The organism is Limnohabitans sp. YIMB22184, from assembly GCF_048020265.1.
Taxonomy (GTDB): Bacteria; Pseudomonadota; Gammaproteobacteria; order Burkholderiales; family Burkholderiaceae_C; genus Limnohabitans_A.
Genome location: NZ_CP171843.1, coordinates 578,805 through 604,446, shown reverse-complemented (window position 1 = coordinate 604,446; position 25,642 = coordinate 578,805). Strand labels below are relative to the sequence as shown.

Sequence of the window (25,642 nt, the reverse complement as noted above, 5' to 3'; positions counted from 1 at the left end):
ATTCGGTCGCGAACATGTTTCCGGAGAAACCTGCGCCGCTGCGACCAGTGCACCGAAGTGTATACAGTTTACAGGCGTTAATCCAGTTGACCCAGGCCTCGGAAGCCTAGGGAAAACCAGCAACCCATTTCACAGCGTTTGCAAGAGTTGTGCCGCCACCGCCACGGCAATGACTTCGGGCTCTTTGCCCGTGATGCCCGGCACGCCAATCGGGCAGGTGATGCGCGAAATCTCTTCGGCCGTGAAACCCCGGTCTTCCAGGCGGTGGCGGAAGGTGGCCCATTTGGTTTGACTGCCAATCAAACCCACAAAAGGCAGATCATTCCTCTCGCGCAGGCGCTTCAGACACGCCACCACGATGTCCAGGTCTTCGGCGTGGCTGAAGCTCATGATCAGCACCCGGCTGTCCGGCGCCAGATCGGCCACGGCGGCTTGCACCGGGTTGGAGTGTTCGCATTCCACACCATCAGGCACATCGGCCGGAAAAATTTCATCGCGGCTGTCGACCCAACGCACAGCAAAAGGCAAAGGGGCCAAGGTCTTGACGAGCGCTTTGCCCACATGGCCGCCGCCAAACAGCGCCAAAGGGGTGCGCAGCGTCATCAACTGCGTGCGCAAACGCGCCCCATCGCCGCCGCTCACCCGTTCAAAAACCAAGTCCACGGCACCGCCGCAGCATTGCCCCAAACTGGGGCCCAAAACCTGGCGCAAAGCGGTTTGCTCGGTCTGCCCGGCCAACAAAAGCCGCGCGTGCGCCAACGCCTGGAACTCCAGATGCCCGCCACCGATCGTGCCCTCCTCGCCATGTGCGAAGACCAACATGCTGGTCCCCGGCCCACGCGGCACCGAACCCTGCACGGCTTGCACCCTCACCACCACCGCCTTGTCAGTGTTCAACCGCTTCAGGGCTTTTTCGATCCAGTTCACGCTTTGGGGTCCATTCAAAATTAAGGGCCGTTGTTGGCTTGCCCACCAAACCAACTCAATGCCACAATCACGGCCACCGCAGAGTATGCCAAGGACAAGGGCTCATCATGACCACACGCTGGATCCCCACTCACCCAAAAGTCACCACCGCCCTGTTGGGCCTGGGTGCGGCGGCATTGGGTTTCTTGAGCGGTTGCAGCACACCGCCACCCGCCGTGAAGCCCCCACCCCCGCCTCCCCCGGCAGCCAAAATTCCTGAGCGCGTCACCGCCCCGATGGGCGTCACATCACTGGCCCGCAACAGCAAAGAATACCGAAAGGATGCGGCGGGTCACCTGTACGGCATGCACGCGCACCGCATCTACAAAGGCCGTATGCCGCCTTTGCTCGAAGCCGTGGGGGTGCTGAATGTGGATATTGACCATAAAGGCTCGGTGAAAGCATTGAACTGGATGCGTGCGCCCAAGCATGTACCCCACGTCATGGCCGAGATCGAGCGCATGGTCAAAGCGTCTGCCCCCTACCCCGTGCCTAGGCACATGAGCCAGGTCACCTACACCGATGTCTGGCTCTGGCACAAAAGCGGCAAATTCCAGCTCGACACACTGACCGAAGGGCAGGACTGACGCCGTGATCGGCTGAGCCCTTCAAACCCCCGATGTCTGCTCGTGCGCCGCACCGGGCAGCAAGGTCAGAATCAGCGTGGTAGCCACCGAAAAACCGGCCAGCAGCAAAAGTGAGCTGCCAAAGCCCATGGCCTTCACCACCGGCCCCAAAGCCCAGACCGACAGGGAACTGACCGCGAACGACACGCCCAGGCGCATGCCCGACACACGCGAGCGCAGGCGGTCGTCCACATAACGGGCAATCATGAAATCGGTGAAGGGGATGGCCCCAAAGATGAACACCATCACCCCGATGAGCGCTGCAAACAGCCACCAGCCCTGCGCCTGCGACGCCAACACCAGCATGGGGATTTGCGCCATCACCATGAACATGAAAAAGCGCTTGAGCGGGAAACGGTTGATGAGGTGCCCCACCACCACCTGGGCCACCGAGGCCACAGCGTAGACCACGGCCAGCAGCAAACCCAAGGCGGCCGGGTCTTCCATCACGCCCGCAAAGCGTTCGGCCAACATAGGCCCGTTGCCGTTGGTCGTGAAGTTGAACAACACGCTGCTGGTCACCGCCGCTGCCGTCATGACCACCATGGCCCGCATCAGCAAAGGCGCGGGCAGGCTCACCTTGGCGCCGCCCTTGCGTTTGGCGGGCGACGAGACCTCTGGCGGGCAAGTGCGGGCAAACACCCAGCCGCACACCAAGGCCAGCACGCCGGGCACCACAAACGCCGTCCGCCATCCTTGCCACTGGATCAAAAAGCCGGTGAGCAAGGCCGCGACCGCCACGCCCAAATTACCGGACAAACCATTGAAGCCAATGGTCGCGCCCGGATTCGACGAGCGCTCGAGCAGCATGGGAATGCCCACCGGGTGGTAAATCGATGCGAACACGCCGATCAGCGTCAAGCAAGCGGCCAACTGCCAAGGTGTTTGCGCGAAGGCCGTGAGGATGGAGGCCGCGCCAATGCCAAAAAAGAAGACCAGCATCATGCTGCGCCGGCCCCACAAATCCCCCAGGCGACCAGCGGGCAAGGAGCCCAAACCGAACATGAAAAACGCGCCCGCACCGTAGGGCATCAGGTCTTGCCATTGGGCCAGGCCCATGTCGAGGGCAATGGCGCTGACCGCCGCCGCAAAAACCAGCAAGAACAGATGGTCCAGCGCATGCCCGATGTTGAGCAGCCCGCGCACCACACGGGGATGGTCGGCGGTCACCTCAAGGGTCATCGGTTAGACCACTGGCACACTGGCCAGAAACTCAGGCTCGGGGGTCCGCATCGGATGCGGAGGGCTGCCGAGCCGATGCGCTGGCTGGGTTTGTGGAGCGGGCTCGGGCATGAAGCACATCTTCTCGCCGTCCCAGCGCTGGCCGCACCAGCACAGGCCTTCGGCGTTGATGATGCAAGTGCCAGTGCCGCAGCACCGTGGATCGTCTGACATGGGCCTGCTCCTGTGGGCTATTGGGATCAAACTGGCAGGATGCCTGAAAACGCTTCAGGCATCCGGTTCTGGCCTTTACAGCCCTGCAGTGGCCTTGGCTTTTTCGCAGGCCATCAGGATGCGCTCGGGCGTGGCCGGGGCATCCAAATACACCACCGCCTTGTGGTCGGCGCTGGCGGCCACCGCATCGCGCAAGGCGAAGAAGGCGGACAGGCCCAACATCAACGGCGGCTCGCCCGTGGCTTTGCTGTTGAACGGTGTGGGCTTCAAGTTAGCGTTGTCGAACAGGGACACCTTGAAGTGCTCAGGAATGTCGCCCGCCACAGGGATTTTGTAGGTGCTGGGGCCGTGCGTGAGCAGCTTGCCCTTCTTGTCCCAAATGCACTCTTCCATCGTGAGCCAGCCCATGCCTTGCACATACGCGCCTTCGATCTGGCCTTTGTCCAGGGCCGGGTTGATGCTGCGGCCCACGTCGTGCACGATGTCCACGGCTTTCAGCCACCACTCGCCAGTGCGGGTGTCGATCTCCACTTCGCTCACGGCCGCGCCGTAGCAGTAGTAATAGAAAGCACGGCCGTTCAGGGTGGTGAAGTCGTACTTGATCTCGGGCGTCATATAGAAACCCGTCACGCTCAAGCCCACGCGGTCCAGCCAGGCCTGTTTGGTCACATCGGCCCACTTGACCGATTTACCGCCGCCGTGCAGCTCGTTGTTGGAGAAGCTCACCTCTTCGGCTGCGCAGCCCAGCATGCGGGCGGCCACAGGCTTCAAGCGCTCGCGCATTTGCGCGGTGGCGTTCATGATGGCTGCGCCGTTGATGTCGGCACCGCTCGACGCCGAGGTGGCCGAAGCGTTGGGCACTTTTTGTGAGTCAGTCGCGGTGATGCGCACATGGTCCACGCTGATGCCCAAACCATCGGCACACACCTGCGCCATCTTGGTGTTGAGGCCCTGGCCCATTTCGGTGCCGCCGTGGTTGCAGCTGACCGAGCCGTCCATGTAAACCACCAGCAGCGCGCCGCCCTGGTTCAGGTGGGTGGCCGTGAAGCTGATGCCGAACTTGAGTGGCACCAAGGCCAAACCGCGCTTGCGGGTCTTGCTCTTGGCGTTGAAGGCCTGCACCTGAGCGCGGCGCTCGGCGTAGTTCGATTCGCGCTCGACCTGGTCGATCACCTTGTCACCCACCCAGTCTTCGATGAGCTGGTTGTATTGGGTGGTCATGGTGTCGGGCGTGCCGCTGATGGCCGGGTCTTTGTAGAGGTTGAGCTTGCGCACTTCCAAGGGGTCTTTGCCCAAGGTCATGGCGATCTCGTCCATCACCGTCTCGATGCCGAACATACCTTGTGGGCCGCCAAAGCCCCGGAACGCGGTGGCGCTTTGGGTGTTGGTTTTGCAGCGGTGACTGACCAACTTGAGCGCGGGCAGGTGGTAGGTGTTGTCGATGTGCAGGCAAGCGCGGTCGTTCACCGGGCCTGAATAGTCGGTGCTGTAGCCGCAGCGCGACATCAGCGTGATGTTGGCACCCAAAACGCGGCCGTTGTCGTCAAAGCCCACTTCGTAGTCGATGCGGAAATCGTGGCGCTTGCCGGTGATGGTCATGTCGTCGTCGCGGTTCACACGCAGCTTGACGGGCTTGCCCAGCTTGTGCGCAGCCAATGCGGCACTCTGGCTGAAGATGCTGGCGTTGCCTTCCTTGCCGCCAAAGCCGCCACCCATGCGGCGGCAAATCACCTCCACATCGTTGGTGTGCAGGTTCAGGGCGTGCGCGGCTTCGCGCTGGTTGCCGTCGGGGTGCTGGGTCGACACGTACAGCGTCAGCTGGCCGTCTTCCTTGGGCACCGCGTAGGTGATCTGGCCTTCCAGATAAAACTGTTCTTGCTGGCCCGTGCGGGTCGTGCCCTTGATCTTGTGGGGCGCGTTGGCAATCGCTGCCGCTGCGTCACCACGCGTGATGCCTTTGGGCGGCATGATGAAGCTGCCCGCCGCCATCGCTTCTTCGATGGTCAAGATGGGTGTGAGTTCTTTCACCAGCACCTTGGCTTTTTTGGCGGCTTCGCGGGCGTAGAGCATTTCACGCGCCACCACCACGGCCACGGCTTGGCCCACAAACTCGACCTTGCCTGCGGCCAGGAAGGGGTCGTCGTGGATGATGGGGCCGCAGTTGTTTTCGCCGGGAATGTCTTTGGCGGTGTAGACCGCGACCACACCGTGTTCCTTGAGGATGGCTGCGCGGTCGATGCCGTCGCCGATCAACTCGCCATGCGCCACAGGCGACAAGATGAGCGCGGCATACAAAGTGCCCGCGTGCTCAGGGATGTCGTCGATGTAGGTGGCCGAGCCCGTGACGTGCAGGTGCGCAGACTCGTGAACAACGTCGGTGCCCTGCTGAACGCCCGATGCGGGCAACAGGTTCTTGATGGGGGTAGGAGCGTTCATTCAAGCCACCTCTTTCTGTTCTTCGATGAATTCGAGCACCAGGTTGCGGGCGACCAGGGCGCGGTAGGCCCAAGTGGCGCGCAGGCCGTCGCGGGCGGTGAAGCTGGCGGCGATCGCGGCGTCCAGATCGGCCGCTTTCACGTCACCAGGCGCACGGCCTTCCAGCACGGCTTCGAGCTTGGGCGCACGGCAAGGCGATGGGGCCAGGCCGTTGTAGGCCAGCTTCACGCCGCTCAACTTGCCGCCTTGCAGCGTGTAGCTGATGGCCGCACAGGTGGCCGAGATGTCTTGCTCAAAACGCTTGCTCACCTTGTGGGCGCGGAACACCTGGCCAGCCACGGGCTTCGGACATTCGATGGCTTCGATGAACTCACCGGGCTCCATCACGTTTTTCTTCATGCCCGTGTAGAAGTTCTCCAGCAGCACCTTGCGGGTTTTGTCGCCCCGGCGCAGCACCAAGCTGGCACCCAACGCCATCAGGCAAGGCATGGTGTCGCCAATCGGCGAGCCGTTGGCGATGTTGCCCGCCAGCGTGGCGGTAGATCGGATGGGCGGCGAGCCAAAGCGGCGCAGCACTTCGGTGAAGTCGGGGTAAGCCTGGGCTACCAGCGTTTCCACCTGAGACAGCGACACGGCCGCGCCAATGCGCCAGGCGCTGGCGGTTTCGGTCACTTGGCGCAGCTCTTTGACATTGCCCAAGTACATGATGTGTTCGGGTCGGCTGAACTGTTTGTTCACCTGCAGACCGATTTCGGTGCTGCCCGCCAACAGCGTGGTGCTGGGGTTCTTGACCAAATAGTCGGCCACTTCGGCGAGGGTGGCGGGTGAGACAAATTCATTGCCTTTGCGGGTGCGCACCACGGGCTGCACGATGATGTCGCCGTCCAGGCTGAGGGTGGGCACGCTGGCGCGTTTAATTTCTTTGAGCAGCGGCACATCGGCGCTGTCGTCAATCTTGAGCGCCTCGGGCTTGGCGCAGGCCTTGGTGGCCGAATCGATGATCGGCTTGTAGCCGGTGCAACGGCACAGGTTGCCGCTGAGCGAATCGGTGATCTGCTGGCGGTTAGGCATGGGCAACACCTGCACCAGGTTCACCAGGCTCATCACAATGCCCGGCGTGCAAAAGCCGCACTGCGAGCCGTGGCACTTGATCATCTCTTCCTGCACAGGGTGCAGGGTGCCGTCGGCTTTTTTCAGGCTCTCGACGGTCTTGACCGATTTGCCGTCCAGCGAAGGCAACAGCTGGATGCAGGCGTTGGTGGCCACATAGTCCACGCCCGTGCCTGCGTCGTTGAGCTCACCCACCATCACCACACAAGCGCCGCAATCGCCTTCGGCGCAGCCCTCCTTGGTGCCGGTGCGGTGCAGTTGCTCGCGCAAATAGTCCAGAACAGTGGTGGTGCGGCGTTCGCCTTGGGCTTCGACGATGCGGCCGTCGAGCACAAAGCGCACGGTGTTGGTGACTTGGGTCATGGTGCTGGGGGATGGGGGTAAATAAACGGTAAGGCCCCGATTTTAAAGAACCGGGGCCTTCGCTGGGCGGCTTTTCGACGGATTAATCGGGATCTGACCCCAATTAAATCGATTGGGGTCAGATACCCATTGTTTCAGGAGCCGCGATAGGTGGAATAACTCCAGGGGCTGGCCAGCAGCGGTACGTGGTAATGCTGGTCTTCGTGGGCCACGCCAAAGTCGAGACTGACTTGGTTCAAAAAGTTCGGCTCGGGCAGCTGCACACCTTTGGCTTTGAAGTAGTCGCTCACATTGAAGACCAGGCGGTAAGTGCCTTTGCGCAGGCTGGCGTGGTCGTAGAGCATGCCGTCGGGGTTACGGCCGTCGTGGTTGAGGGTGAAGCTTTTGACCAGGGTGGCCTGATCGCCTTGTGTGGTGTACAGGGACACCTGCATGCCCGCAGCGGGGCAGCCGTGCATGGTGTCCAGAACGTGTGTGCTCAATCCCATGGTGTGCTCGCTTGTCTTGAATGGGGTTCAAAAAGGGGGTTAGGGCAAGGCTTTGAAAAGCCCCGCCCAGTACGGTCGACCGAAGTGTATACAATTTTGATTTTGGTGGCTATCATTTGCAACCAAGGCATAAAAACACCTGGGCAAACACCCCAAAGGGACCGCGAGACATGGAAACCTCCACCACGCACCACATCGTCGAATCGCTGACCCGCGCCATCGTGGAGCATCGGCTGTTGCCCGGCTCCAAATTGGCCGAACAAAAGCTGGCCGACCACTTCGGCGTGTCGCGCACATTGGTGCGCCAGGCGCTGTTTCAGCTGTCGCAAAACCGCTTGATCCGCCTGGAACCCGCACGCGGCGCTTTTGTGGCCGCCCCTTCGGTCGAAGAAGCGCAACAGGTCTTTGCCGTGCGGCGCATGCTCGAAGCCGAAATGACCCGCGCTTTTGTGCAGCAAGTCACGCCTGACCAAATCGCCGCCCTCAAAGAGCACATCAAGCAAGAGCGCGAAGCCGTGACGCAAGGCGACATCACGGGCCGTACCGAGTTGCTGGGCGACTTTCATGTGCGCATGGCCGAGCTCATGAACAACGATGTGCTGGCCCAGGTGCTGGGCGACTTGATCTCGCGCTGCGCCCTGATCACGCTGATGTACCAGTCGCGCAACGAGGCCGAGCACTCCACCGACGAGCATGTGGCCTTGGTCGCCGCCTTGGAGGCGAAGGACTCGGACTTGGCCGTGCGTCTGATGCACGAACACCTGCTGCATGTCGAAGCCAGCCTGACCTTTGACCGCAAAGTGCCCACCCACGACATTTCTCTGGCCCTGGCCTGAACCCTTGCATTGAACACCGCCATGAGCACCTACGATTCCACCCTCCCCTACCCCCGCGACTTGAAGGGCTACGGCCGCCATGTGCCGCACGCAATGTGGCCCGGCGGCGCCCGCGTGGCCGTACAGTTTGTTTTGAACTACGAAGAAGGCGGCGAAAACTCGGTGCTGCACGGCGATGCGGGTTCCGAGCAGTTTTTGTCTGAAATGTTCAACCCCGCGTCCTTCCCCGAGCGGCACATCAGCATGGAAGGCATTTACGAATACGGCTCCCGTGCGGGCGTGTGGCGCATCCTGCGTGAGTTTGAAAAACGCAAGCTGCCACTCACCGTGTTCGGCGTGGCCTCGGCGCTGCAAAAGCACGACGACGTGACCGCCGCGTTCAAAGAATTGGGCTACGACATCGCCTGCCATGGCCTCAAGTGGATCCATTACCAAAATATCGACGAAGCCACCGAGCGTGCCCACATGGCCGAGGCGATGGACATTTTGCAAAAGCTCACGGGCGAGCGGTCCCTGGGCTGGTACACCGGGCGCGACAGTCCCAACACGCGCCGCCTGGTGGCGGACTTTGGCGGCTTTGAGTACGACAGCGATTACTACGGCGACGACCTGCCCTTCTGGATGAAGGTGCGCAAATCTGACGGCACCGATGCGCCGCAACTCATCGTGCCCTACACCCTGGACTGCAACGACATGCGCTTTGCACTGCCGCAGGGTTACTCGCACGCCGATCCGTTTTTCCAGTACATGAAGGACACCTTTGACGCGCTCTATGCCGAAGGTGACCCGAATGGTGACAACGCCCCCAAGATGATGAGCATCGGCATGCACTGCCGCCTGCTCGGTCGCCCGGGCCGCATCACCGCGCTGCAACGCTTTTTGGACCATATCCAGTCGCACGACAAGGTCTGGGTGGCGCGGCGCATCGACATTGCGCGGCACTGGAAGGCCACACACCCTTACCAGGACTGAAATTGTGTGGGAGGTCGCCCCTGCGACCGAATGCCCACCTCGAACATTCTGCCGCAGGGGCGGCCTTCCACAGAGACACCCATGCCCATCACTTTGGAACAACTCAACAGCGCCAGCCGCGAAGACGCCGCGCAGATGCTCGACGGCCTGTACGAGCACTCGCCTTGGATCGCCGAGCAGGCGTTGGCGCAGCGCCCCTTCACCTCGCTGGCGCACCTGAAACACGCCATGTGCGAAGTGTTGGCACACGCCGGGCGGGATGCGCAACTGGGCCTGATCCGTGCCCACCCCGAGCTGGCGGGCAAGGCCATGGTCAGCAAAACGCTCACCGCCGAGTCCACCATCGAACAAACCAAGGCGGGCCTGACCGACTGCACGCCCGAAGAGTTCGCCAAGATCCAGAAGCTCAACGCCGACTACAACGCCAAGTTCGGCTGGCCCTTCATCCTGGCCGTGCGCGGCCCGCGTGGCCTGGGCTTGAACAAGCAGCAGATCATCGACGCGTTTGAGCGCCGCCTGCACGGCCACCCCGACTTTGAGTTGGCAGAGTGCCTGCGCAACATCCACCGCATCGTCGAGATCCGGCTGAACGACAAGTTTGGCGTGGAGCCCACACTCGGCCACCAGGTCTGGGACTGGCAAGAACAACTCGCGCAGCACTCCGACCCCGGCTTTGCCGAAGCGGGCCAGCTCACGGTGACTTACCTCACCGACGCGCACCGCGCCTGCGCCCAGCGCATCACCCAAAACATGCGCGACTGCGGTTTTGACGAGGTCTATACCGACGCCGTGGGCAACGTGGTGGGCCGCTACCACCCGGCCACCGCAGGCGGCCAATACCTGCTAACGGGCTCGCACTACGACACCGTGCGCAACGGCGGCAAGTACGACGGCCGCCTGGGCATCTTTGTGCCCATGGCCTGCGTGCAACAGTTGCACCAGCAGGGCAAGCGACTGCCGTTTGGCATCGAGGTGGTGGCCTTTGCCGAAGAAGAAGGCCAGCGCTACAAAGCCACCTTCCTCGGCTCGGGCGCACTCATTGGCCAGTTCAACCCCGCATGGCTGGACCAACAAGACGCCGACGGCATCACCATGCGTGCGGCCATGCAGCACGCGGGCTTGAACATCGACGACATTCCCAACATCCAGCGCGACCCGGCGCAGTATTTGGGCTTTGTCGAAGTGCACATCGAGCAAGGCCCGGTGCTCAACGAGGTGAACATCCCGCTGGGTGTGGTCACCTCCATCAACGGCAGCGTGCGCTACCTGTGCGAAGTGATCGGCACCGCTAGCCACGCGGGCACCACCCCCATGGACCGCCGCCGCGACGCTGCCTGCGCCGTGGCCGAACTGGCGCTGTACATGGAGCAACGCGCTGCCAAAGACGGTGACAGCGTCGCCACCATCGGCCAGCTGCAAGTGCCCAATGGCTCGATCAACGTGGTGCCCGGCCGCTGTCTGTTCAGCCTGGACATGCGCGCCCCCACCGATGCGCAGCGCGACGCACTGGTGGCGGATGTGATGGCGCAACTCGACCAAATTGCCGAGCGCCGGGGTGTTCGCGTCAAAGCCGAAATGACCATGAGCGCCGCCGCCGCACCCAGCGCCCCCGAGTGGCAAGCCCGCTGGGAACGCGCCGTGAGCGCCCTGGGCGTGCCGCTGTTCAAGTTGCCCAGCGGTGCAGGGCATGACGCCATGAAGCTACACGAAGTCATGCCACAAGCCATGCTATTCGTGCGCGGCGAAAACGCGGGCATCAGCCACAACCCACTCGAATCCACCACCAGCGACGACATGCAACTGTGCGTCGACGCCTTCACCCATGTTTTGAACCAACTCTCTCAGGAATTGTCATGAGCGCCCCCAACGTCAACCACGAACAACAATACCAACAACTCGACGCCTGGATCGACGCGCACTTTGACGAGCAGGTCAAGTTCCTGCAGGCGCTGGTGCAGGTGCCCACCGACACCCCACCCGGCAACAACGCCCCCCACGCCGAGCGCACCGCCGAACTGCTGGCGCCCATGGGCTTTGAGGCCGAGAAGCACCCCGTACCCGCCTCCGAAGTCAAAGCCTACGGCCTGGAGTCGATCACCAACCTGATCGTGCGCCGCAAATACGGCGAAGGCAAAACCATTGCCTTGAACGCCCACGGCGACGTGGTGCCGCCCGGCGAAGGCTGGACCTACCCACCTTACGGCGGCGAAATCCACAACGGCGCGATGTACGGCCGCGCCACCGCCGTGAGCAAGTGCGACTTTTCCACCTTCACCTTTGCCACACGCGCCCTCGAATCGCTGAACGCACCGCTCAAGGGCGGCGTGGAACTGCACTTCACCTACGACGAAGAGTTTGGCGGCGAAATGGGCCCGGGCTGGCTGCTGGCCAAAGGCCTCACAAAGCCTGACCTGATGATCGCGGCAGGCTTTTCCTACCAAGTCGTTACCGCGCACAACGGCTGCCTGCAAATGGAAGTGACGGTGCACGGCGAGATGGCCCACGCCGCCATCCCCGACAGCGGCACCGATGCGCTGCAAGGCGCGGTGCACATCCTGAACGCCCTGCACGCCCTCAACACGCAATACCTGAAGGTCACGTCCAAGGTGGAAGGCATCAGCCACCCCTATCTGAACGTGGGCCTGATCGAAGGCGGCACCAACACCAACGTGGTGCCCGGCAAAGTCAGCTTCAAGCTCGACCGCCGCATGATCCCCGAAGAGAACCCGGCAGAAGTCGAAGCCAGCATCCGCCAGACCATTGCCGACGCCGCTGCCAGCTTCAAGCCCCCACGCGGCGGAAACGGCCTGCAAGTGGACGTGCGCCGCATGCTGCTGGCCAACGCCATGAAGCCCCTGCCTGGCAACCAGCCATTGGTCAGCGCCATCCAGAAACACGGCGAACAGGTCTTCGGCGAAGCCATCCCCGCCCTGGGCACACCGCTCTACACCGACGTGCGCCTGTATGTGGAGCGCGGCATCCCCGGCGTGATCTACGGTGCCGGCCCCCGCACCGTGCGCGAGTCCAACGCCAAACGTGCCGACGAGCATGTGCAGCTGGAAGACTTGCGCCGGGCGACCAAGGTGATTGCGCGGACCTTGCTGGATTTGCTGGCCTGAACATGACCGCGCCGCAGCTTGAAACCCTGCGCCAGCGCGTGCAGGCCTGCACTACCGACCAGGACGTGGCCGACTACCAACGCGATGGCGCGGTGTGCATCCGCAATTTGTTCACACCCGAAGAAGTGGCCCTGCTGCGGGACGGCATTGAGGCCAACCTGGCCCACCCCAGCCCACGCGGCATGGTGGCCAGTCGGCCGGACGACCCAGGGCGCTTTTTTGAGGACTTTTGCAACTGGCAGGACATCCCGCAGTTCAAACGCTTCATCTTCGACACGCCCCTGGCATCACTGGCCCAGCGCCTAATGCAAAGCACCACGGTGCGCCTGTACCACGACCACTTGCTGGTCAAAGAGCCCGGCACGCGCCAGCGCACACCTTGGCACCAGGACCAGCCTTATTACAACGTGGACGGCCTGCAAAACATCAGTTTGTGGATTCCGGTGGACCCGGTGCCCCGCGTTTCCACGCTGGAGTTCATCGCGGGCTCACACCGTGGCCCCTGGCTCATGCCGCGCACCTTCATGACGAACCAGGCCAAGTGGTTCCCCGAAGGCTCGCTGGCCGAATTGCCCGACATCGACAAGCACCGCGAAGACTTCCCGATCCTCGGCTGGGACTTGCAGCCGGGCGATCTGGTGTGTTTTCACATGCTCAGCCTGCACGCCTCAGCGGGCGTGGACGGCACGCAGCGCAGGCGCGTGTACTCGGTGCGCTTTTTGGGCGACGACATGACCCACGCGCCGCGCCCTTGGGTGACCTCGCCGCCCTTCCCCGGGCTGGACCAGGAACTGCCCGCCGGGGTACCAATGGACCATGCGCTGTTTCCTTTGATGGCGGTTTGAGGCCCCCTGGCTGAAATCTTTTCGGCGACTTTCCCCGAACATAGGATTGGGGGCACGGGACTGAGCCTGGACAAAGACAGGGTTTTCACGCATCACACCGCCTCTTATTTTGTATACAGTTTGGAACACAAAGAAGCACACATCTAGTTTCTTTGCGGTTTTCCCCTCTGTTTACTTTCCAGGAGACCTCTCCATGAGTTCAACCATCCACCCCGTGGACGAGAAATTGCCCAATGGCAAGCTCGCCGCATTGGGCCTGCAACATGTGCTGGTGATGTATGCCGGCGCGGTGGCGGTGCCCCTGATCGTTGGCCGCGCCCTCAAGCTGAGCCCCGAGCAAGTGGCGATGCTGATTTCGGCCGACCTGTTTTGCTGCGGTCTGGTCACCCTGATCCAGTCACTCGGCGCCACGCAGTGGTTTGGCATCAAGCTCCCCGTGATGATGGGCGTGACCTTTGCGTCCGTGGCCCCCATGGTCGCCATGGCCAACAACAACCCGGGCGTTCAAGGCGCGGGGCTGATCTTTGGCGCCATCATTGGCGCGGGGGTGATATCGATCTTGATTGCGCCGATTGTGAGCCGTATGCTGCGGTTTTTCCCGCCTGTCGTGACCGGCACCATCATTGCCGTCATCGGCATCAGCTTGATGCGCGTGGGCATCAACTGGATTTTTGGCAACCCCTTCGGCCCCACAGCCCCCAGCATCCCCAACCCGGAACACCTGGCCTGGCTCGATGCGGCCAAACAAGCGGCCAGCACGGGTGCAGTGCCCCCGGTGCCTGCCGGCATGAACATCGTCGGCTCGGTGCCCAACCCCAAGTACGCGCAGCTGTCGCACATCGGCATCGCCGCCATTGTGTTGGTGTCCATCTTGCTGATTGCCAAGTACGCCCGTGGCTTTTTGGCCAATATTTCGGTGCTGCTGGGCATCGTGGTCGGCGGCGTGGTGGCTACGGCTGCTGGCCTCATGAGCTTCGAAAAAGTGGGCAAAGCCGGCTGGTTCGATCTGGTGTTGCCCTTTGAAATTGCCACGCCCATCTTTGATCCGATCCTGATCCTGACCATGACCCTGGTGATGATCGTGGTGATGATCGAGTCGACCGGCATGTTTCTCGCCTTGGGCGATCTGACCGGCAAAAAAGTCGATCAGAAAATGCTGACGGCCGGTCTGCGCACCGACGGTCTGGGCACGCTGATCGGCGGCATTTTCAACACCTTCCCCTACACCAGCTTCTCGCAAAACGTGGGTCTGGTGGGCGTGACGGGCGTGAAAAGCCGTTTCGTCTGCGTGGCAGGCGGCGTGATCCTGATCGTGCTGGGGCTGTTGCCCAAAATGGCGGCCTTGGTCGAGTCGCTACCCACCTTTGTGCTCGGCGGTGCGGGCCTGGTGATGTTCGGCATGGTGGCCGCCACCGGTATCCGGATTCTGTCCACTGTGGACTACAAGGGCAACCGCAACAACCTGTTCATCGTGGCCATCTCGATCGGCTTTGGCATGATCCCGCTGATTGCGCCACGCTACCTGCAGTGGATGCCGCACAGCATCCACCCGCTGATCGAGTCGGGCATCTTGCTGGCCTCCATCAGCGCCGTGGTGTTGAACCTGTATTTCAACGGCTCAAAGGGCGACAGCAGCGAGGCGGTTGAAGCGGCCAAACACGCCGACTCGCACTGACCACGAAGACGGCCCGCCCGAGCCAGACGAATGTGCCCGTCTGTGTTGCGAAGCACACATGACTGCCAGAAAAGCCAAGCCCGGTGCTTGGCTTTTTGCTTTTTATGCAGGTAATCCACAGCCCGATACGACGCTCAAATAGGTTACGCTTTTAAAGCAAACCTTTTTTCATTTGACCTCACGAGACAAGAACAATGAGCCAAAAACTCTCCCCCGCCGAAGAAGCCCTGCGCGATGCCGCCCGCGATTACCACCGCTTTCCCACGCGCGGCAAGGTCTCGGTCAACCCGACCAAACCCCTGTCCAACCAGCGCGACCTGTCGCTGGCCTATTCGCCTGGCGTGGCTTATCCCTGCCTGGACATCGAAGCCGACCCGTCCAAAGCGGCCGAATTCACATCGCGCGGCAACCTGGTGGCGGTGATCACCAACGGCACCGCTGTGCTGGGCCTGGGCGACATCGGCCCGCTGGCGGCCAAGCCCGTGATGGAGGGCAAGGGTTGCCTGTTCAAGAAGTTCGCGGGCATTGACGTGTTCGACATCGAGCTGGCCGAGCGCGACCCGGACAAGCTGGTCGAGATCATCGCGGCCATGGAGCCCACTCTGGGCGGTATCAACCTCGAAGACATCAAGGCGCCCGAGTGCTTCTACATCGAGAAGAAGCTGCGCGAGCGCATGAACATCCCGGTTTTCCACGACGACCAGCACGGCACGGCCATCATCGCCTCGGCCGCCATGCTCAACGGCCTGGAGCTGGTGGGCAAGGACATCGGCAGCATCAAGTTGGCCGTCTCGGGTGCGGGCGCAGCCGCCATCGCGTGCCTGGACGTGATGGTGGGCCTGGGCGTGAAGACCAAGAACATTTACGTGTGCGACTCCAAAGGCGTGATCTACGAAGGCCGCCCTGGTGGTTACGACGAGTCCAAAGCCCGCTACGCGCAAAAGACCGAGGCCCGCAGCCTGGCCGATGCGGTCAACGGGGCCGACGTGTTCCTGGGCTGCTCGGCCCCCGGCGTGATGACGGTGGACATGCTCAAGACCATGGCCCGTGACCCGGTGATCCTGGCCCTGGCTAACCCCGAGCCTGAGATCCGCCCCGAGCTGGCCAAGGCCGCCCGCCCGGACTGCATCATCGCCACCGGCCGCTCGGACTATCCGAACCAGGTCAACAACGTGCTGTGCTTCCCCTACATCTTCCGGGGGGCCCTGGACTGCGGCGCGACCAAGATCACCGAAGCCATGAAGCTCGCCTGCGTGCGCCAGATTGCCGACCTGGCCAAGGCCGACATCAGCGAAGAAGTGGCCAGCGCATACGCAGGCAAGGAGCTGTCTTTTGGCCGCGACTACCTGATCCCCACGCCGTTTGACTCGCGCCTGATCCTGCGCATCGCCCCCGCCGTGGCCCAGGCCGCCGCCGAATCGGGCGTGGCCACGCGCCCGATCACCGACATGGACGCCTACCGCCAGCAGCTGCAAAGCTTTGTGACGCAAACCGGCATCCTGATGCGCCCCATCTTCAACGCCGCCAAGGCCGTGCCCCAAGGCGCCAAGCGCGTGGCCTATGCCGACGGTGAAGACGAACGCGCTCTGCGCGCCGCCCAGATGGCCATTGACGACAAGCTGGCCCACCCGATCCTGATCGGCCGCCCCGGTGTGATCGCTGCCCGCATCGAAAAAGCCGGGCTGCGCATGCGCCTGGGCGTGGACGTGGACAACGTCAACCCCGAAGACGATCCACGTTTCCGCCAATACTGGGAGCACTACCACCAGCTGATGAAGCGCAACGGCGCCACGCCTGCCGTGGCCAAGGCGGCGGTGCGCCGCTCCAACACCATCATCGGCTCGCTCATGGTCTCGCTGGGCGATGCCGACGCGATGATTTGCGGCCTGGCCGGTACCTACATGACGCATCTGGAGCGCATCGACTCCATTCTGGGCAAGCGGGCGGGCGTGGGCAACTACGCCGCGGTGAACGCGCTCATGACCAACCAGGGGCCGCTGTTCATCACCGACACCTATGTGCAGGAAGACCCCAGCGCCGAGCAACTGGCCGAGATCGCCTGGATGGCCGCCCAGGAAGTGCAACGCTTTGGCATTGTGCCCAAGGTGGCTTTCCTTTCGCATTCGAGCTACGGCTCGTCCAAGCGGGCCTCCGCCCGCAAGATGCGCCTGGCGCGTGACCTGTTCGTGGCGCAGCACCCCGACATCGAGTGCGATGGCGAGCTGCACGGCGACGCGGCCCTGCAGCCCGAGATCCGCAGCGCCTACCTGGAAGACAGCAGCCTCACCGGCTCGGCCAACCTGCTGGTCTGCCCCAACCTGGATGCGGCCAACATTTTGTACAACGTGATGAAGACCACCACCAGCGGCGGCGTCACGGTGGGCCCGATCCTGATGGGCACGGCCGCCACGGCGCACATCCTGACGCCTGCAGCCACCGTGCGCCGGGTGCTGAACATGACCGCCTTGGCGGTGGCGCAAGCGCACCATTGATGCACATGCCCAAGTGCTTTTGAGGCATGCGTCGCCCCACCGCTGGGTCACCCAACTGGTGTGGCAAGCGTGCAAACTGATTCAGCCTCAACAAAATGCCTCACTTTGGTGCGCTCAGCCGGTCCGAGAGGCACCAAAAGTGGGGATTTCTAGGGGATGGACCTGACACGGCCCGTCAGCGCCATGGTCGATAATGGCACCGAATTTGCTAGACAAGATTCACCGTTTATTGACCCTGGAGCCCACCCATGAACAAGCGTTTCTTACTCAAGGCCACGGCCGCATTGGCTGCTGTTGCCTCTTTTGGTTTGGCACAAGCCCAAAGCACCCCCATCAAGTTCCAACTCGACTGGCGCTTTGAGGGTCCATCGGCTTTCTTCTTGCTGCCTGCGGCCAAGGGCTACTTCAAGGACGCCAAACTCGACGTGACGGTGGACTCGGGCAACGGCTCGGGTGGCGCTGTGACCCGCGTGGCTTCGGGCACTTACGACCTGGGCTTTGCCGATCTGGCCGCCCTGATGGAGTTCCACGCCAACAACCCCGATGCGCCCAACAAGCCGGTGGCCATCATGATGGTCTACAACAACACGCCTGCCTCGGTCATGGCGCTGAAGAAGTCCGGCATCAAGACTCCCGCCGACTTGGCTGGCAAAAAAATGGGCGCGCCCGTGTTTGACGCAGGCCGCCGCGCTTTCCCCATCTTCCAGAAAGCCAACGGCATTGGCAATGTAGCCTGGACCGCCATGGACCCACCTCTGCGCGAGACCATGCTGGTGCGCGGTGACGTGGACGCCATCACCGGCTTCACCTTCACCTCGCTGCTCAACATCGAAGCACGTGGCGTGAAAGCCGAAGACGTGGTGGTCATGCAGTACCCCGACTTTGGCGTCAAGCTGTATGGCAACGCCATCATCGCCTCGCCCAAGATCCTGAAGGAAAACCCCGCCGCCGTGAAAGCCTTCCTGAGCGCTTTCACCAAGGGCGCCAAAGAAGTCATCGCTGACCCGGCCAAAGCCATTGAATCGGTCAAGGCCCGCGACGGCATCATCAACGTGGCGCTGGAAACCCGCCGCCTGCAGCTGGCCATCGACACCGTGATCAACAGCCCCTCGGCCCGCGCCGAAGGCTTTGGCCAGATCAACGGCCCCCGCATGACACTGATGGCCTCGCAAGTGTCGGACGCCTTCAACACCAAGACCCGCGTCAAGTCCGAAGACATCTGGAACGGCTCGTTCCTGCCCACCGCCAAAGAGCTGGACATCCTGCCCAAGCCCAAGAAGTAAGGCCACAGCTTCCGGCGGCCCTGTGCGGCCGGAAGCTTTCGGCGCTGAGCGTTTTGCACTCGGCGCTGTGAGCCCACTGGGGTGTGCAACGCGTCAGTGGGCTTTTGCCAAGCCGCACGTGTATACACGCTCGAACACCATTTCAAAGTCACACCATGTCCCAAGACGCATTCGTTGATTTCCAGAATGTCTGGCTGGCCTACAACGACGAGTTGCTGGCGCAAAACCACTTCGCGGTGGAAGACATCAACCTGCAGGTCAGGCAAGGCGAATTCATCGCCATCGTGGGCCCTTCGGGCTGCGGCAAATCCACCTTCATGAAGCTGACCACCGGCCTGAAAATGCCCAGCAAAGGCCGCATCCTGGTCGACGGCCAGCCTGTGACCGGCCCACTCAAGATCAGTGGCATGGCGTTTCAGGCCTCTTCGCTCTTGCCGTGGCGCACCACGCTCGACAACGTGCTGCTGCCGCTGGAAATCGTGGAGCCCTACCGCGCCAACTTCAAGCAAAAAAAGGCCGAATACGTGGAACGCGCCCGCAAGCTGCTGAACACGGTGGGCCTGGGCGGTTACGAAGACAAATTCCCCTGGCAACTGTCGGGTGGCATGCAGCAACGCGCCAGCATCTGCCGCGCCCTGATCCACGAGCCCAAGATGCTCTTGCTGGACGAGCCCTTCGGTGCGCTGGACGCCTTCACGCGTGAAGAACTCTGGTGCATCTTGCGCGACCTGTGGACCGAGCAAAAGTTCAACGTCATTTTGGTCACGCACGACCTGCGCGAATCGGTGTTTTTGGCCGACACGGTGTACGTGATGAGCAAGAGCCCCGGCCGCTTTGTGGTCAAGCGCGAGATCGACCTGCCGCGCCCGCGTGACCTGGAAATCACCTACACCCCCGAATTCACCAACATCGTGCACGAGTTGCGCGGCCACATCGGTGCCATGCGCAAGACCGGTGCAGCGATCAACCAATGAGCGGGAGCCCATTCATGAACAACAAAACCCTCGAACGCTGGGCACCCTGGGCCCTGCTGGTGCTGAGCATCCTGATCTGGGAGGGACTGTGCCGCGCCTTCAACGTGTCGGAATTCGTCTTCCCCAGCCCCTCGCGCATCGCGCAGCAAACCATCGAATTCAAGGACGTGATCGCCGGTCACGCCTGGCGCACCTTCTGGGTGACCATGGTGGGCTTTGGCATCGCCATCGTGGTGGGCGTGTTGCTGGGCTTCATCATCGGCAGCTCGCGCCTGGCCTATGCCGCCGTGTACCCGCTCATGACCGCCTTCAACGCCCTGCCCAAAGCAGCCTTTGTGCCGATTCTGGTGGTGTGGTTCGGCATCGGCATTGGCCCGGCCATCCTCACGGCCTTCCTCATCAGCTTCTTCCCCATCATGGTCAACATCGCCACAGGCCTGGCCACACTGGAGCCCGAGCTCGAAGACGTGCTGCGCGTGCTGGGCGCCAAGCGCTGGGACGTGCTGGTCAAAGTGGGCCTGCCCCGCTCCATGCCTTACTTTTATGGCTCGCTCAAAGTCGCCATCACGCTGGCCTTTGTGGGCACCACCGTGTCCGAGATGACGGCCTCGAACGAAGGCATTGGCTACCTGCTGATCTCGGCCGGCTCGGCCATGCAAATGGGTCTGGCATTTTCCGGTCTGGTCGTGGTGGGTGCGATGGCCATGATCATGTACGAGCTGTTCAGCGCCATCGAAAAGCACACCACCGGTTGGGCACACCGCGGCTCGCAGGGCGAATGAACGCCTTGCGAGTGAGGGCATGAGCTGGCTCGCCAGCCTGCAGCTGGACTACACGCGCGAATCTGATCGCAGCGTAGCCCGCTACCTGCACAACGGGCCGCTGCGCGTCCTGCAAAGCCTCTACCCCGAAGGCGATGCGGTCTGCCACAACGTGCTGGTGCACCCGCCCAGCGGCCTGGTGGGTGGTGACACACTCGACATGCACGTCACCGTGGGTGAAGGTGCCCACGGTTTGGTCACCACGCCCGGTGCCACGCGCTTTTACCGGTCTGAAGCCGGGCTGGCCACGCAACAAGTGCATGCGCGTTTGGCGTCTGGTGCACGGCTCGAATGGTTGCCTTTGGAGGCGATTGCCTACAACGGCTGCGATGGCCTGAACCGCGCCGTGTTTGAGCTGTCACCCGGGGCCGAAATGATGACCTGGGACATCACGGCGCTGGGCCTGCCCGCGGCCGACCTGCCATTTGCCCAAGGCACATTCCGCCAGCACATGGAAATACCCGGTGTGTGGCTGGAGCGCGGCACCATCAGCGCCACAGACACCCGATTGATGGACAGCCCATTGGGCCTGGCTGGTCAACGCTGCATGGCCACGCTGGTGTTTGCGACAGGCAGCGCGATTGCGGGCGAGCGCAGCGAACGGGCCCTCGCCTGTGCGCGTGATTTGCTCGAAGCGTCTGAGCTGCGCCTCAGCGCGGGTGCCACCTCCCCGCACCAGCAGGTCATCGTGCTACGGATGCTGTCGCCAGTCACCGAGCCTGCGATGCAACTGCTGCGGCAAGTGTGGGCGGCCTGGCGGCATGAGATGTGGGGATTGCCGGGGGCGGTGCCGCGGTCGTGGCATTTATGACGAAGGATTGCCGCGCTTCGCTCGCAATGACAAAGTGAACGTCATCGCAAGGAACGAAGCGATCCATAAATGGCCGCACTTGTTTCACTGTAAAGATTGCCGGGCCTCGCTTGCAAAGACATAACTCGCTCAGATCAAATCGCCACCAACTGCTGGATATTCTTCGCCTTCATCTCGCTGCCCGGCCCGCGCGCAATAACTTCGCCGCGCTCCATCACTACATACTGGTCTGCCAGCTCTTCAGCAAAGTCATAGTACTGCTCGCACAGCAACACCGCCATGCGCTGGCCTTGCAGGCCCACATCGGCCAGCTGGCGGATCACGCGGCCGATGTCTTTGATGATGCTGGGCTGGATGCCTTCGGTGGGCTCGTCCAGGATCAGCAAACGTGGCTTGGCCGCCAGCGCACGGGCAATGGCCAGTTGCTGTTGCTGGCCGCCTGACAAATCGCCACCTCGGCGATGCAGCATCTGCTTGAGCACCGGAAACAGCTCAAACAACTCGTGCGGAATTGGCGTGCCACCTGGCTGTGTGGCCAAGCCCATGAGCAGGTTATCTTCTACCGTGAGGCGGGCAAAGATTTCGCGGCCTTGGGGTACGTAACCGATGCCTGAGGCGGCGCGCTCATAGGGTTTGGCACGGGTCAGGTCTTGGCCATTCAGGGTCACGCTGCCGTTTTTGATCGGCACCAGGCCCATGAGCGATTTGAGCAGCGTGGTCTTGCCCACGCCGTTGCGGCCCAGCAAGACCGTCACTTGCCCTTGTTCTGCATTCAAGCTCACATCGCGCAGGATGTGCGAGCCGCCGTAGTACTGGTGGATGTTTTTGACTTCAAGCATGCTCAGCGTCCCAAATAAACCTCGATCACCCGCTCATCGGCCTGGACCTGATCGAGCGTGCCCTGAGCCAGCACCGAGCCGTCGCACAGCACGGTGACGATGTCCGAGATGGTGCGGATGAAGCCCATGTCGTGCTCCACCACCATCAGCGAGTGCTTGCCTTTGAGGGTGAGGAACAGCTCGGCGGTGCGTTCGGTCTCGTGGTCGGTCATGCCGGCCACCGGTTCGTCCAGCAAGAGCAGTTTCGGGTCTTGCATCAGCAACATGCCGATTTCCAGCCACTGCTTTTGGCCGTGGCTGAGCAAGCCCGCCTGCTTGGTGACGCTTTCAGCCAAGTGAATGGTGTGCAGCACTTCGGCCAGGCGATCGCTCTGGCGTGAATCGAGTTTGAAGAACATCGAGGCTTTCACGCCCTTGTTCGTCTTCAGAGCCAGTTCCAGGTTTTCAAACACCGTGAGGTGCTCGAACACCGTGGGCTTCTGGAACTTGCGGCCAATGCCCAGCTGGGCGATCTCGGGCTCGTTGTGGCGCAGCAGGTCGATGGTGCTGCCAAAGAACACGGTGCCTTCGTCTGGACGGGTCTTGCCAGTGATGATGTCCATCATGGTGGTCTTACCCGCGCCGTTGGGGCCAATGATGCAGCGCAACTCGCCGGGTGCGATGTCGAGCGACAGCTTGTTGATGGCCTTGAAGCCGTCAAAGCTCACGCTCACGTCTTCCAGGTACAGGATGCGGCCATGGCTCACATCCACTTCATGGCGATCGTGCAGCACACGGCCGTAACCCGCATCGCGCCCACCCGATTCGGTCGACTCGCTCAGGTATTGCGCATGTTGCGCCACGCGCTGGGCGCCTTGCTGGAGCAGATCGGGCGTCATGCGGCACCGCCTTTCTGGTGGCGCAACTTGGCCCACACTCCAATCACCCCGTTGGGTAAATACAAGGTGACCACAATGAACAGCGCCCCCAAAAAGTACAACCAAAACTCAGGTGCCGTCACCGTGAGCCAGCTCTTGGCACCGTTGACCAAAAACGCGCCGACGATCGGCCCGATCAACGTGCCACGCCCGCCCACAGCCGCCCACACCGCCATCTCGATCGAATTGGCTGCGCTCATCTCGCCGGGGTTGATGATGCCCACCTGCGGCACATACAAAGCGCCTGCAATGCCACACATGACAGCCGAGATGACCCAGATACTCAGCTTGTAAGGCAGTGGCGAGTAGCCCGAGAACATGACGCGCGTTTCGGCATCGCGGATGGCCATCAACACGCGGCCATACTTGCTGCCCACCAACCAGCGCGAGAACAAAAAGAAGCCCAGCAGCGTCAAACCGGTCAACACAAACAGCACCATGCGCATGCCCGGTGTGGCGATCGGCAAGTCCACAATCCGTTTGAAATCGGTGAACCCATTGTTGCCACCGAAGCCGGTTTCGTTGCGGAAGAACAAGAGCATGGCCGCATAGGTCATGGCCTGGGTGATGATGGAAAAGTACACGCCTTTGATGCGGGAGCGGAACGCAAAATAGCCGAACACAAAGGCAATGAATCCCGGCACCAGCACCACCAGGAGCAGCGTGGCCACAAAGCTGTCCGACAGCGTCCAGTGCCAAGGCAGCTCCTTCCAGTCAAGGAAGACCATGAAGTCGGGCAGATGGCTTTTGTAGTTGCCGTCCTGCCCGATCTGGCGCATCAGGTACATGCCCATGACATAGCCACCCAGTGCGAAAAACAGGCCATGGCCCAGCGACAGGATGCCGGTGTAACCCCAGATCAGGTCCATGGCCAGCGCGCAGATGGCGTAACACATGATCTTGCCGATCAGAGACACCGCAAAGTCGCTCAGGTGCAAGGGGTTGCCCACCGGCACCCACAGATTGAGCACGGGCGCCAAAAAGCCCACGGCGATCAGCGCCAGCAAGAAAGCGGTCCAGGCTTTGCGCCCAAGCAAAGGTGCGTGAGCCGGTAATTGAAATTTTTGCATGTTCATGTTCAAGCCTCTGCGCTGCGACCCTTCATCGCGAAGATGCCTTGCGGCCGCTTCTGGATGAAGACGATGATGAACACCAACACGGCGATCTTGGCCAGCACCGCACCGGTCCAGCCCTCCAGCAATTTGTTGGCCAGGCCCAGGCCCAATGCAGCGTACACGGTGCCCGCCAGCTGGCCCACACCGCCCAGCACCACCACCATGAACGAGTCCACGATGTAACTCTGCCCCAGATCAGGCCCCACATTGCCCACTTGACTGAGCGCGCAACCGGCCAGCCCCGCAATGCCCGAGCCGAGCGCAAACGCATAGGTGTCGATGCGGGCGGTGTTGACGCCCATGCAAGAGGCCATGGGGCGGTTTTGCGTCACACCGCGCACAAACAAACCCAGACGTGTTTTACCAATCAGCAGCGCCATCCCGATCAGCACCGCTGCGGCAAACACAATGATGAGCACGCGGTTCCAGGGCAATTGCAAATTGGGCAGCAGCTGCAGCGAGCCGCTCATCCACGAGGGGTTTTCCACGCCCACGTTTTGTGCACCAAACAGGCTGCGCACACCTTGCATCAGCACCAGACTGATGCCCCAGGTCGCCAACAGGGTTTCCAGCGGGCGGCCATACAAATGCTGGAGCACCGTGCGCTCCATCACCGCACCCACCAAGGCCGAGGTGATGAAGGCCACCGGAATCGCCACCAGCAGATAAGCGTCAAACACGCCCGGTAAATGTTCGCGGAACAAAGCTTGCACCACATAGGTGGCATAAGCACCAATCATCATCAGTTCGCCATGGGCCATGTTGATCACGCCCATCAGACCGTAAGTGATGGCCAGGCCGAGCGCCACCAGCAACAAAATCGAACCCAGGCTGGCCCCGGTGAACAAGGTGCCTAGACGCTCGCCCCAGCGCAGGCTGTCCTGCACCTTGGCCAGCGAAGTCTGAATCTGCTTTTTCACGGCCAGATCTTGTTCATTGGCTAGCTGCTGGTTCAACAACAACAGGATTTCCGGTTGCTGGCTGTCGGCCAGTTCACGCGCTGCCATCAACCGGTCAGTGGCTGCCTCACTGCCCAACATGGCAGCGGCACGGGCCTGACGTACCAGGCTTTGCACCGTGGCGTCTTGCTCGGCAGCCAGGGCTTTGTCGAGCAAAGGCCTGCGGCTGGCGTCGGGCTCTTTGAGCAGCGACAGGGCCGCTTGCCTGCGCACTTTCACATCCGGGCTGAACAACTTCAAGGCCGCCAGGGCCGTGTCAATCTCGCCACGCAGGCGGTTGTTCAACATCACATCTTCCGCATCGGCGGGCACGGTCACCGCTTGTCCGGTCACCGGGTCCTGGCCTTGCCCATCGCGCACCACCAGCACCTGCCCGTTGGTGATTTTGACCACATCATCGGCCAGCGCCTGCAGATAGGCGGCGGTTTTTTCATCCCCTTGGCTCACGGCTTGGGCCAGCGCCTCGACGCGCGCATCGCTTTCCCCCACGGCGATGCCTCTGGCTTCGTCCATCGTCAAAGCTTGCGCGACCGACAGGCCCCACACCGCACTGGCGATCAACGCGCCTTTCACCATCCATCTTTTCATCTTGCTCATTTC

The 25,642-nt window shown here is 62.0% G+C and carries 22 protein-coding genes; 12 read left to right on the top strand and 10 right to left on the bottom strand.

What is annotated here, in order from left to right:
• Positions 1-129: 129 nt before the first annotated feature.
• On the bottom strand, positions 130-927 hold the full coding sequence (gene xdhC, locus ACHEXL_RS02835) for a xanthine dehydrogenase accessory protein XdhC (protein WP_416560534.1): 798 nt from the start codon (positions 925-927) through the stop codon (positions 130-132).
• Between the two features lie 107 nt (positions 928-1,034).
• Between xdhC and ACHEXL_RS02830 the strand changes: the two genes are divergently transcribed.
• Entirely contained in the window at positions 1,035-1,553 is a 519-nt protein-coding gene (locus ACHEXL_RS02830; RefSeq protein WP_416560533.1) for a hypothetical protein, read from the top strand.
• Positions 1,554-1,574: 21 nt separating this feature from the next.
• Here the strand turns inward: ACHEXL_RS02830 and ACHEXL_RS02825 are convergent, their stop codons facing one another.
• The 5 genes from ACHEXL_RS02825 to uraH form a co-directional block, all read right to left on the bottom strand.
• On the bottom strand, positions 1,575-2,774 hold the full coding sequence (locus ACHEXL_RS02825) for an MFS transporter (RefSeq protein WP_416560532.1): 1,200 nt from the start codon (positions 2,772-2,774) through the stop codon (positions 1,575-1,577).
• A 3-nt stretch (positions 2,775-2,777) separates the two neighbouring features.
• Positions 2,778-2,987, bottom strand: a complete 210-nt coding sequence (locus ACHEXL_RS02820; protein ID WP_416560531.1) for a hypothetical protein — start codon at positions 2,985-2,987, stop codon at positions 2,778-2,780.
• Between the two features lie 75 nt (positions 2,988-3,062).
• Positions 3,063-5,423 carry a xanthine dehydrogenase molybdopterin binding subunit gene (xdhB, locus tag ACHEXL_RS02815; protein ID WP_416560530.1) on the bottom strand — a complete coding sequence of 787 codons (2,361 nt, stop codon included), beginning with the start codon at positions 5,421-5,423 and terminating at the stop codon, positions 3,063-3,065.
• On the bottom strand, positions 5,424-6,896 hold the full coding sequence (gene xdhA, locus ACHEXL_RS02810; RefSeq protein WP_416560529.1) for a xanthine dehydrogenase small subunit: 1,473 nt from the start codon (positions 6,894-6,896) through the stop codon (positions 5,424-5,426).
• Positions 6,897-7,030: 134 nt separating this feature from the next.
• The gene (uraH, locus tag ACHEXL_RS02805; protein WP_416560528.1) at positions 7,031-7,384 is read right to left on the bottom strand and encodes a hydroxyisourate hydrolase; all 354 of its coding nucleotides are present in this window, start codon (positions 7,382-7,384) and stop codon (positions 7,031-7,033) included.
• Between the two features lie 170 nt (positions 7,385-7,554).
• On the opposite strand from uraH, the gene ACHEXL_RS02800 reads away from it, so the two are divergent.
• The 11 genes from ACHEXL_RS02800 (at position 7,555) to ACHEXL_RS02750 (ending at position 21,212) form a co-directional block, all read left to right on the top strand.
• The gene (locus ACHEXL_RS02800; protein ID WP_416560527.1) at positions 7,555-8,220 is read left to right on the top strand and encodes a GntR family transcriptional regulator; all 666 of its coding nucleotides are present in this window, start codon (positions 7,555-7,557) and stop codon (positions 8,218-8,220) included.
• 21 nt (positions 8,221-8,241) lie between these two features.
• Positions 8,242-9,192, top strand: coding sequence for an allantoinase PuuE (puuE, locus tag ACHEXL_RS02795; RefSeq protein WP_416560526.1), 951 nt, complete (start codon positions 8,242-8,244; stop codon positions 9,190-9,192).
• Between the two features lie 81 nt (positions 9,193-9,273).
• Positions 9,274-11,049 (top strand): 2-oxo-4-hydroxy-4-carboxy-5-ureidoimidazoline decarboxylase, encoded by a 1,776-nt coding sequence (gene uraD, locus ACHEXL_RS02790; RefSeq protein ID WP_416560525.1) that lies wholly within the window; start codon positions 9,274-9,276, stop codon positions 11,047-11,049.
• The gene (locus ACHEXL_RS02785) at positions 11,046-12,311 is read left to right on the top strand and encodes a M20 family metallopeptidase (protein ID WP_416560524.1); all 1,266 of its coding nucleotides are present in this window, start codon (positions 11,046-11,048) and stop codon (positions 12,309-12,311) included. The genes uraD and ACHEXL_RS02785 overlap by 4 nt, the downstream gene beginning before the upstream one ends.
• Positions 12,312-12,313: 2 nt before the next feature.
• Positions 12,314-13,156, top strand: a complete 843-nt coding sequence (locus ACHEXL_RS02780; RefSeq protein WP_416560523.1) for a phytanoyl-CoA dioxygenase family protein — start codon at positions 12,314-12,316, stop codon at positions 13,154-13,156.
• Between the two features lie 193 nt (positions 13,157-13,349).
• Positions 13,350-14,831, top strand: coding sequence for a nucleobase:cation symporter-2 family protein (locus ACHEXL_RS02775; protein ID WP_416560522.1), 1,482 nt, complete (start codon positions 13,350-13,352; stop codon positions 14,829-14,831).
• A gap of 194 nt (positions 14,832-15,025) precedes the next feature.
• Positions 15,026-17,323, top strand: a complete 2,298-nt coding sequence (locus ACHEXL_RS02770; protein WP_416560521.1) for an NADP-dependent malic enzyme — start codon at positions 15,026-15,028, stop codon at positions 17,321-17,323.
• A gap of 248 nt (positions 17,324-17,571) precedes the next feature.
• Positions 17,572-18,606, top strand: a complete 1,035-nt coding sequence (locus tag ACHEXL_RS02765; protein WP_416560520.1) for an ABC transporter substrate-binding protein — start codon at positions 17,572-17,574, stop codon at positions 18,604-18,606.
• A 155-nt stretch (positions 18,607-18,761) separates the two neighbouring features.
• Complete coding sequence (locus tag ACHEXL_RS02760) at positions 18,762-19,580, top strand: ABC transporter ATP-binding protein (RefSeq protein ID WP_416560519.1); 819 nt, start codon at positions 18,762-18,764, stop codon at positions 19,578-19,580.
• Between the two features lie 14 nt (positions 19,581-19,594).
• Positions 19,595-20,362: an ABC transporter permease gene (locus ACHEXL_RS02755; RefSeq protein ID WP_108428342.1), complete on the top strand. Its 768-nt coding sequence runs from the start codon at positions 19,595-19,597 to the stop codon at positions 20,360-20,362.
• 19 nt (positions 20,363-20,381) lie between these two features.
• Positions 20,382-21,212, top strand: coding sequence for an urease accessory protein UreD (locus tag ACHEXL_RS02750; protein ID WP_416560518.1), 831 nt, complete (start codon positions 20,382-20,384; stop codon positions 21,210-21,212).
• A 134-nt stretch (positions 21,213-21,346) separates the two neighbouring features.
• Here the strand turns inward: ACHEXL_RS02750 and urtE are convergent, their stop codons facing one another.
• The 4 genes from urtE to urtB are packed head-to-tail and all read right to left on the bottom strand — an operon-like array spanning position 21,347 to position 25,630.
• On the bottom strand, positions 21,347-22,051 hold the full coding sequence (gene urtE / locus ACHEXL_RS02745) for an urea ABC transporter ATP-binding subunit UrtE (RefSeq protein ID WP_416560517.1): 705 nt from the start codon (positions 22,049-22,051) through the stop codon (positions 21,347-21,349).
• A 2-nt stretch (positions 22,052-22,053) separates the two neighbouring features.
• Positions 22,054-22,929, bottom strand: coding sequence for an urea ABC transporter ATP-binding protein UrtD (gene urtD / locus ACHEXL_RS02740; RefSeq protein ID WP_416560516.1), 876 nt, complete (start codon positions 22,927-22,929; stop codon positions 22,054-22,056).
• Positions 22,926-24,038, bottom strand: a complete 1,113-nt coding sequence (gene urtC / locus ACHEXL_RS02735) for an urea ABC transporter permease subunit UrtC (RefSeq protein WP_416560515.1) — start codon at positions 24,036-24,038, stop codon at positions 22,926-22,928. Before urtC ends, urtD begins: the two co-directional genes overlap by 4 nt.
• 8 nt (positions 24,039-24,046) lie before the next feature.
• On the bottom strand, positions 24,047-25,630 hold the full coding sequence (gene urtB / locus ACHEXL_RS02730; RefSeq protein WP_416561299.1) for an urea ABC transporter permease subunit UrtB: 1,584 nt from the start codon (positions 25,628-25,630) through the stop codon (positions 24,047-24,049).
• Positions 25,631-25,642: the final 12 nt, after the last annotated feature.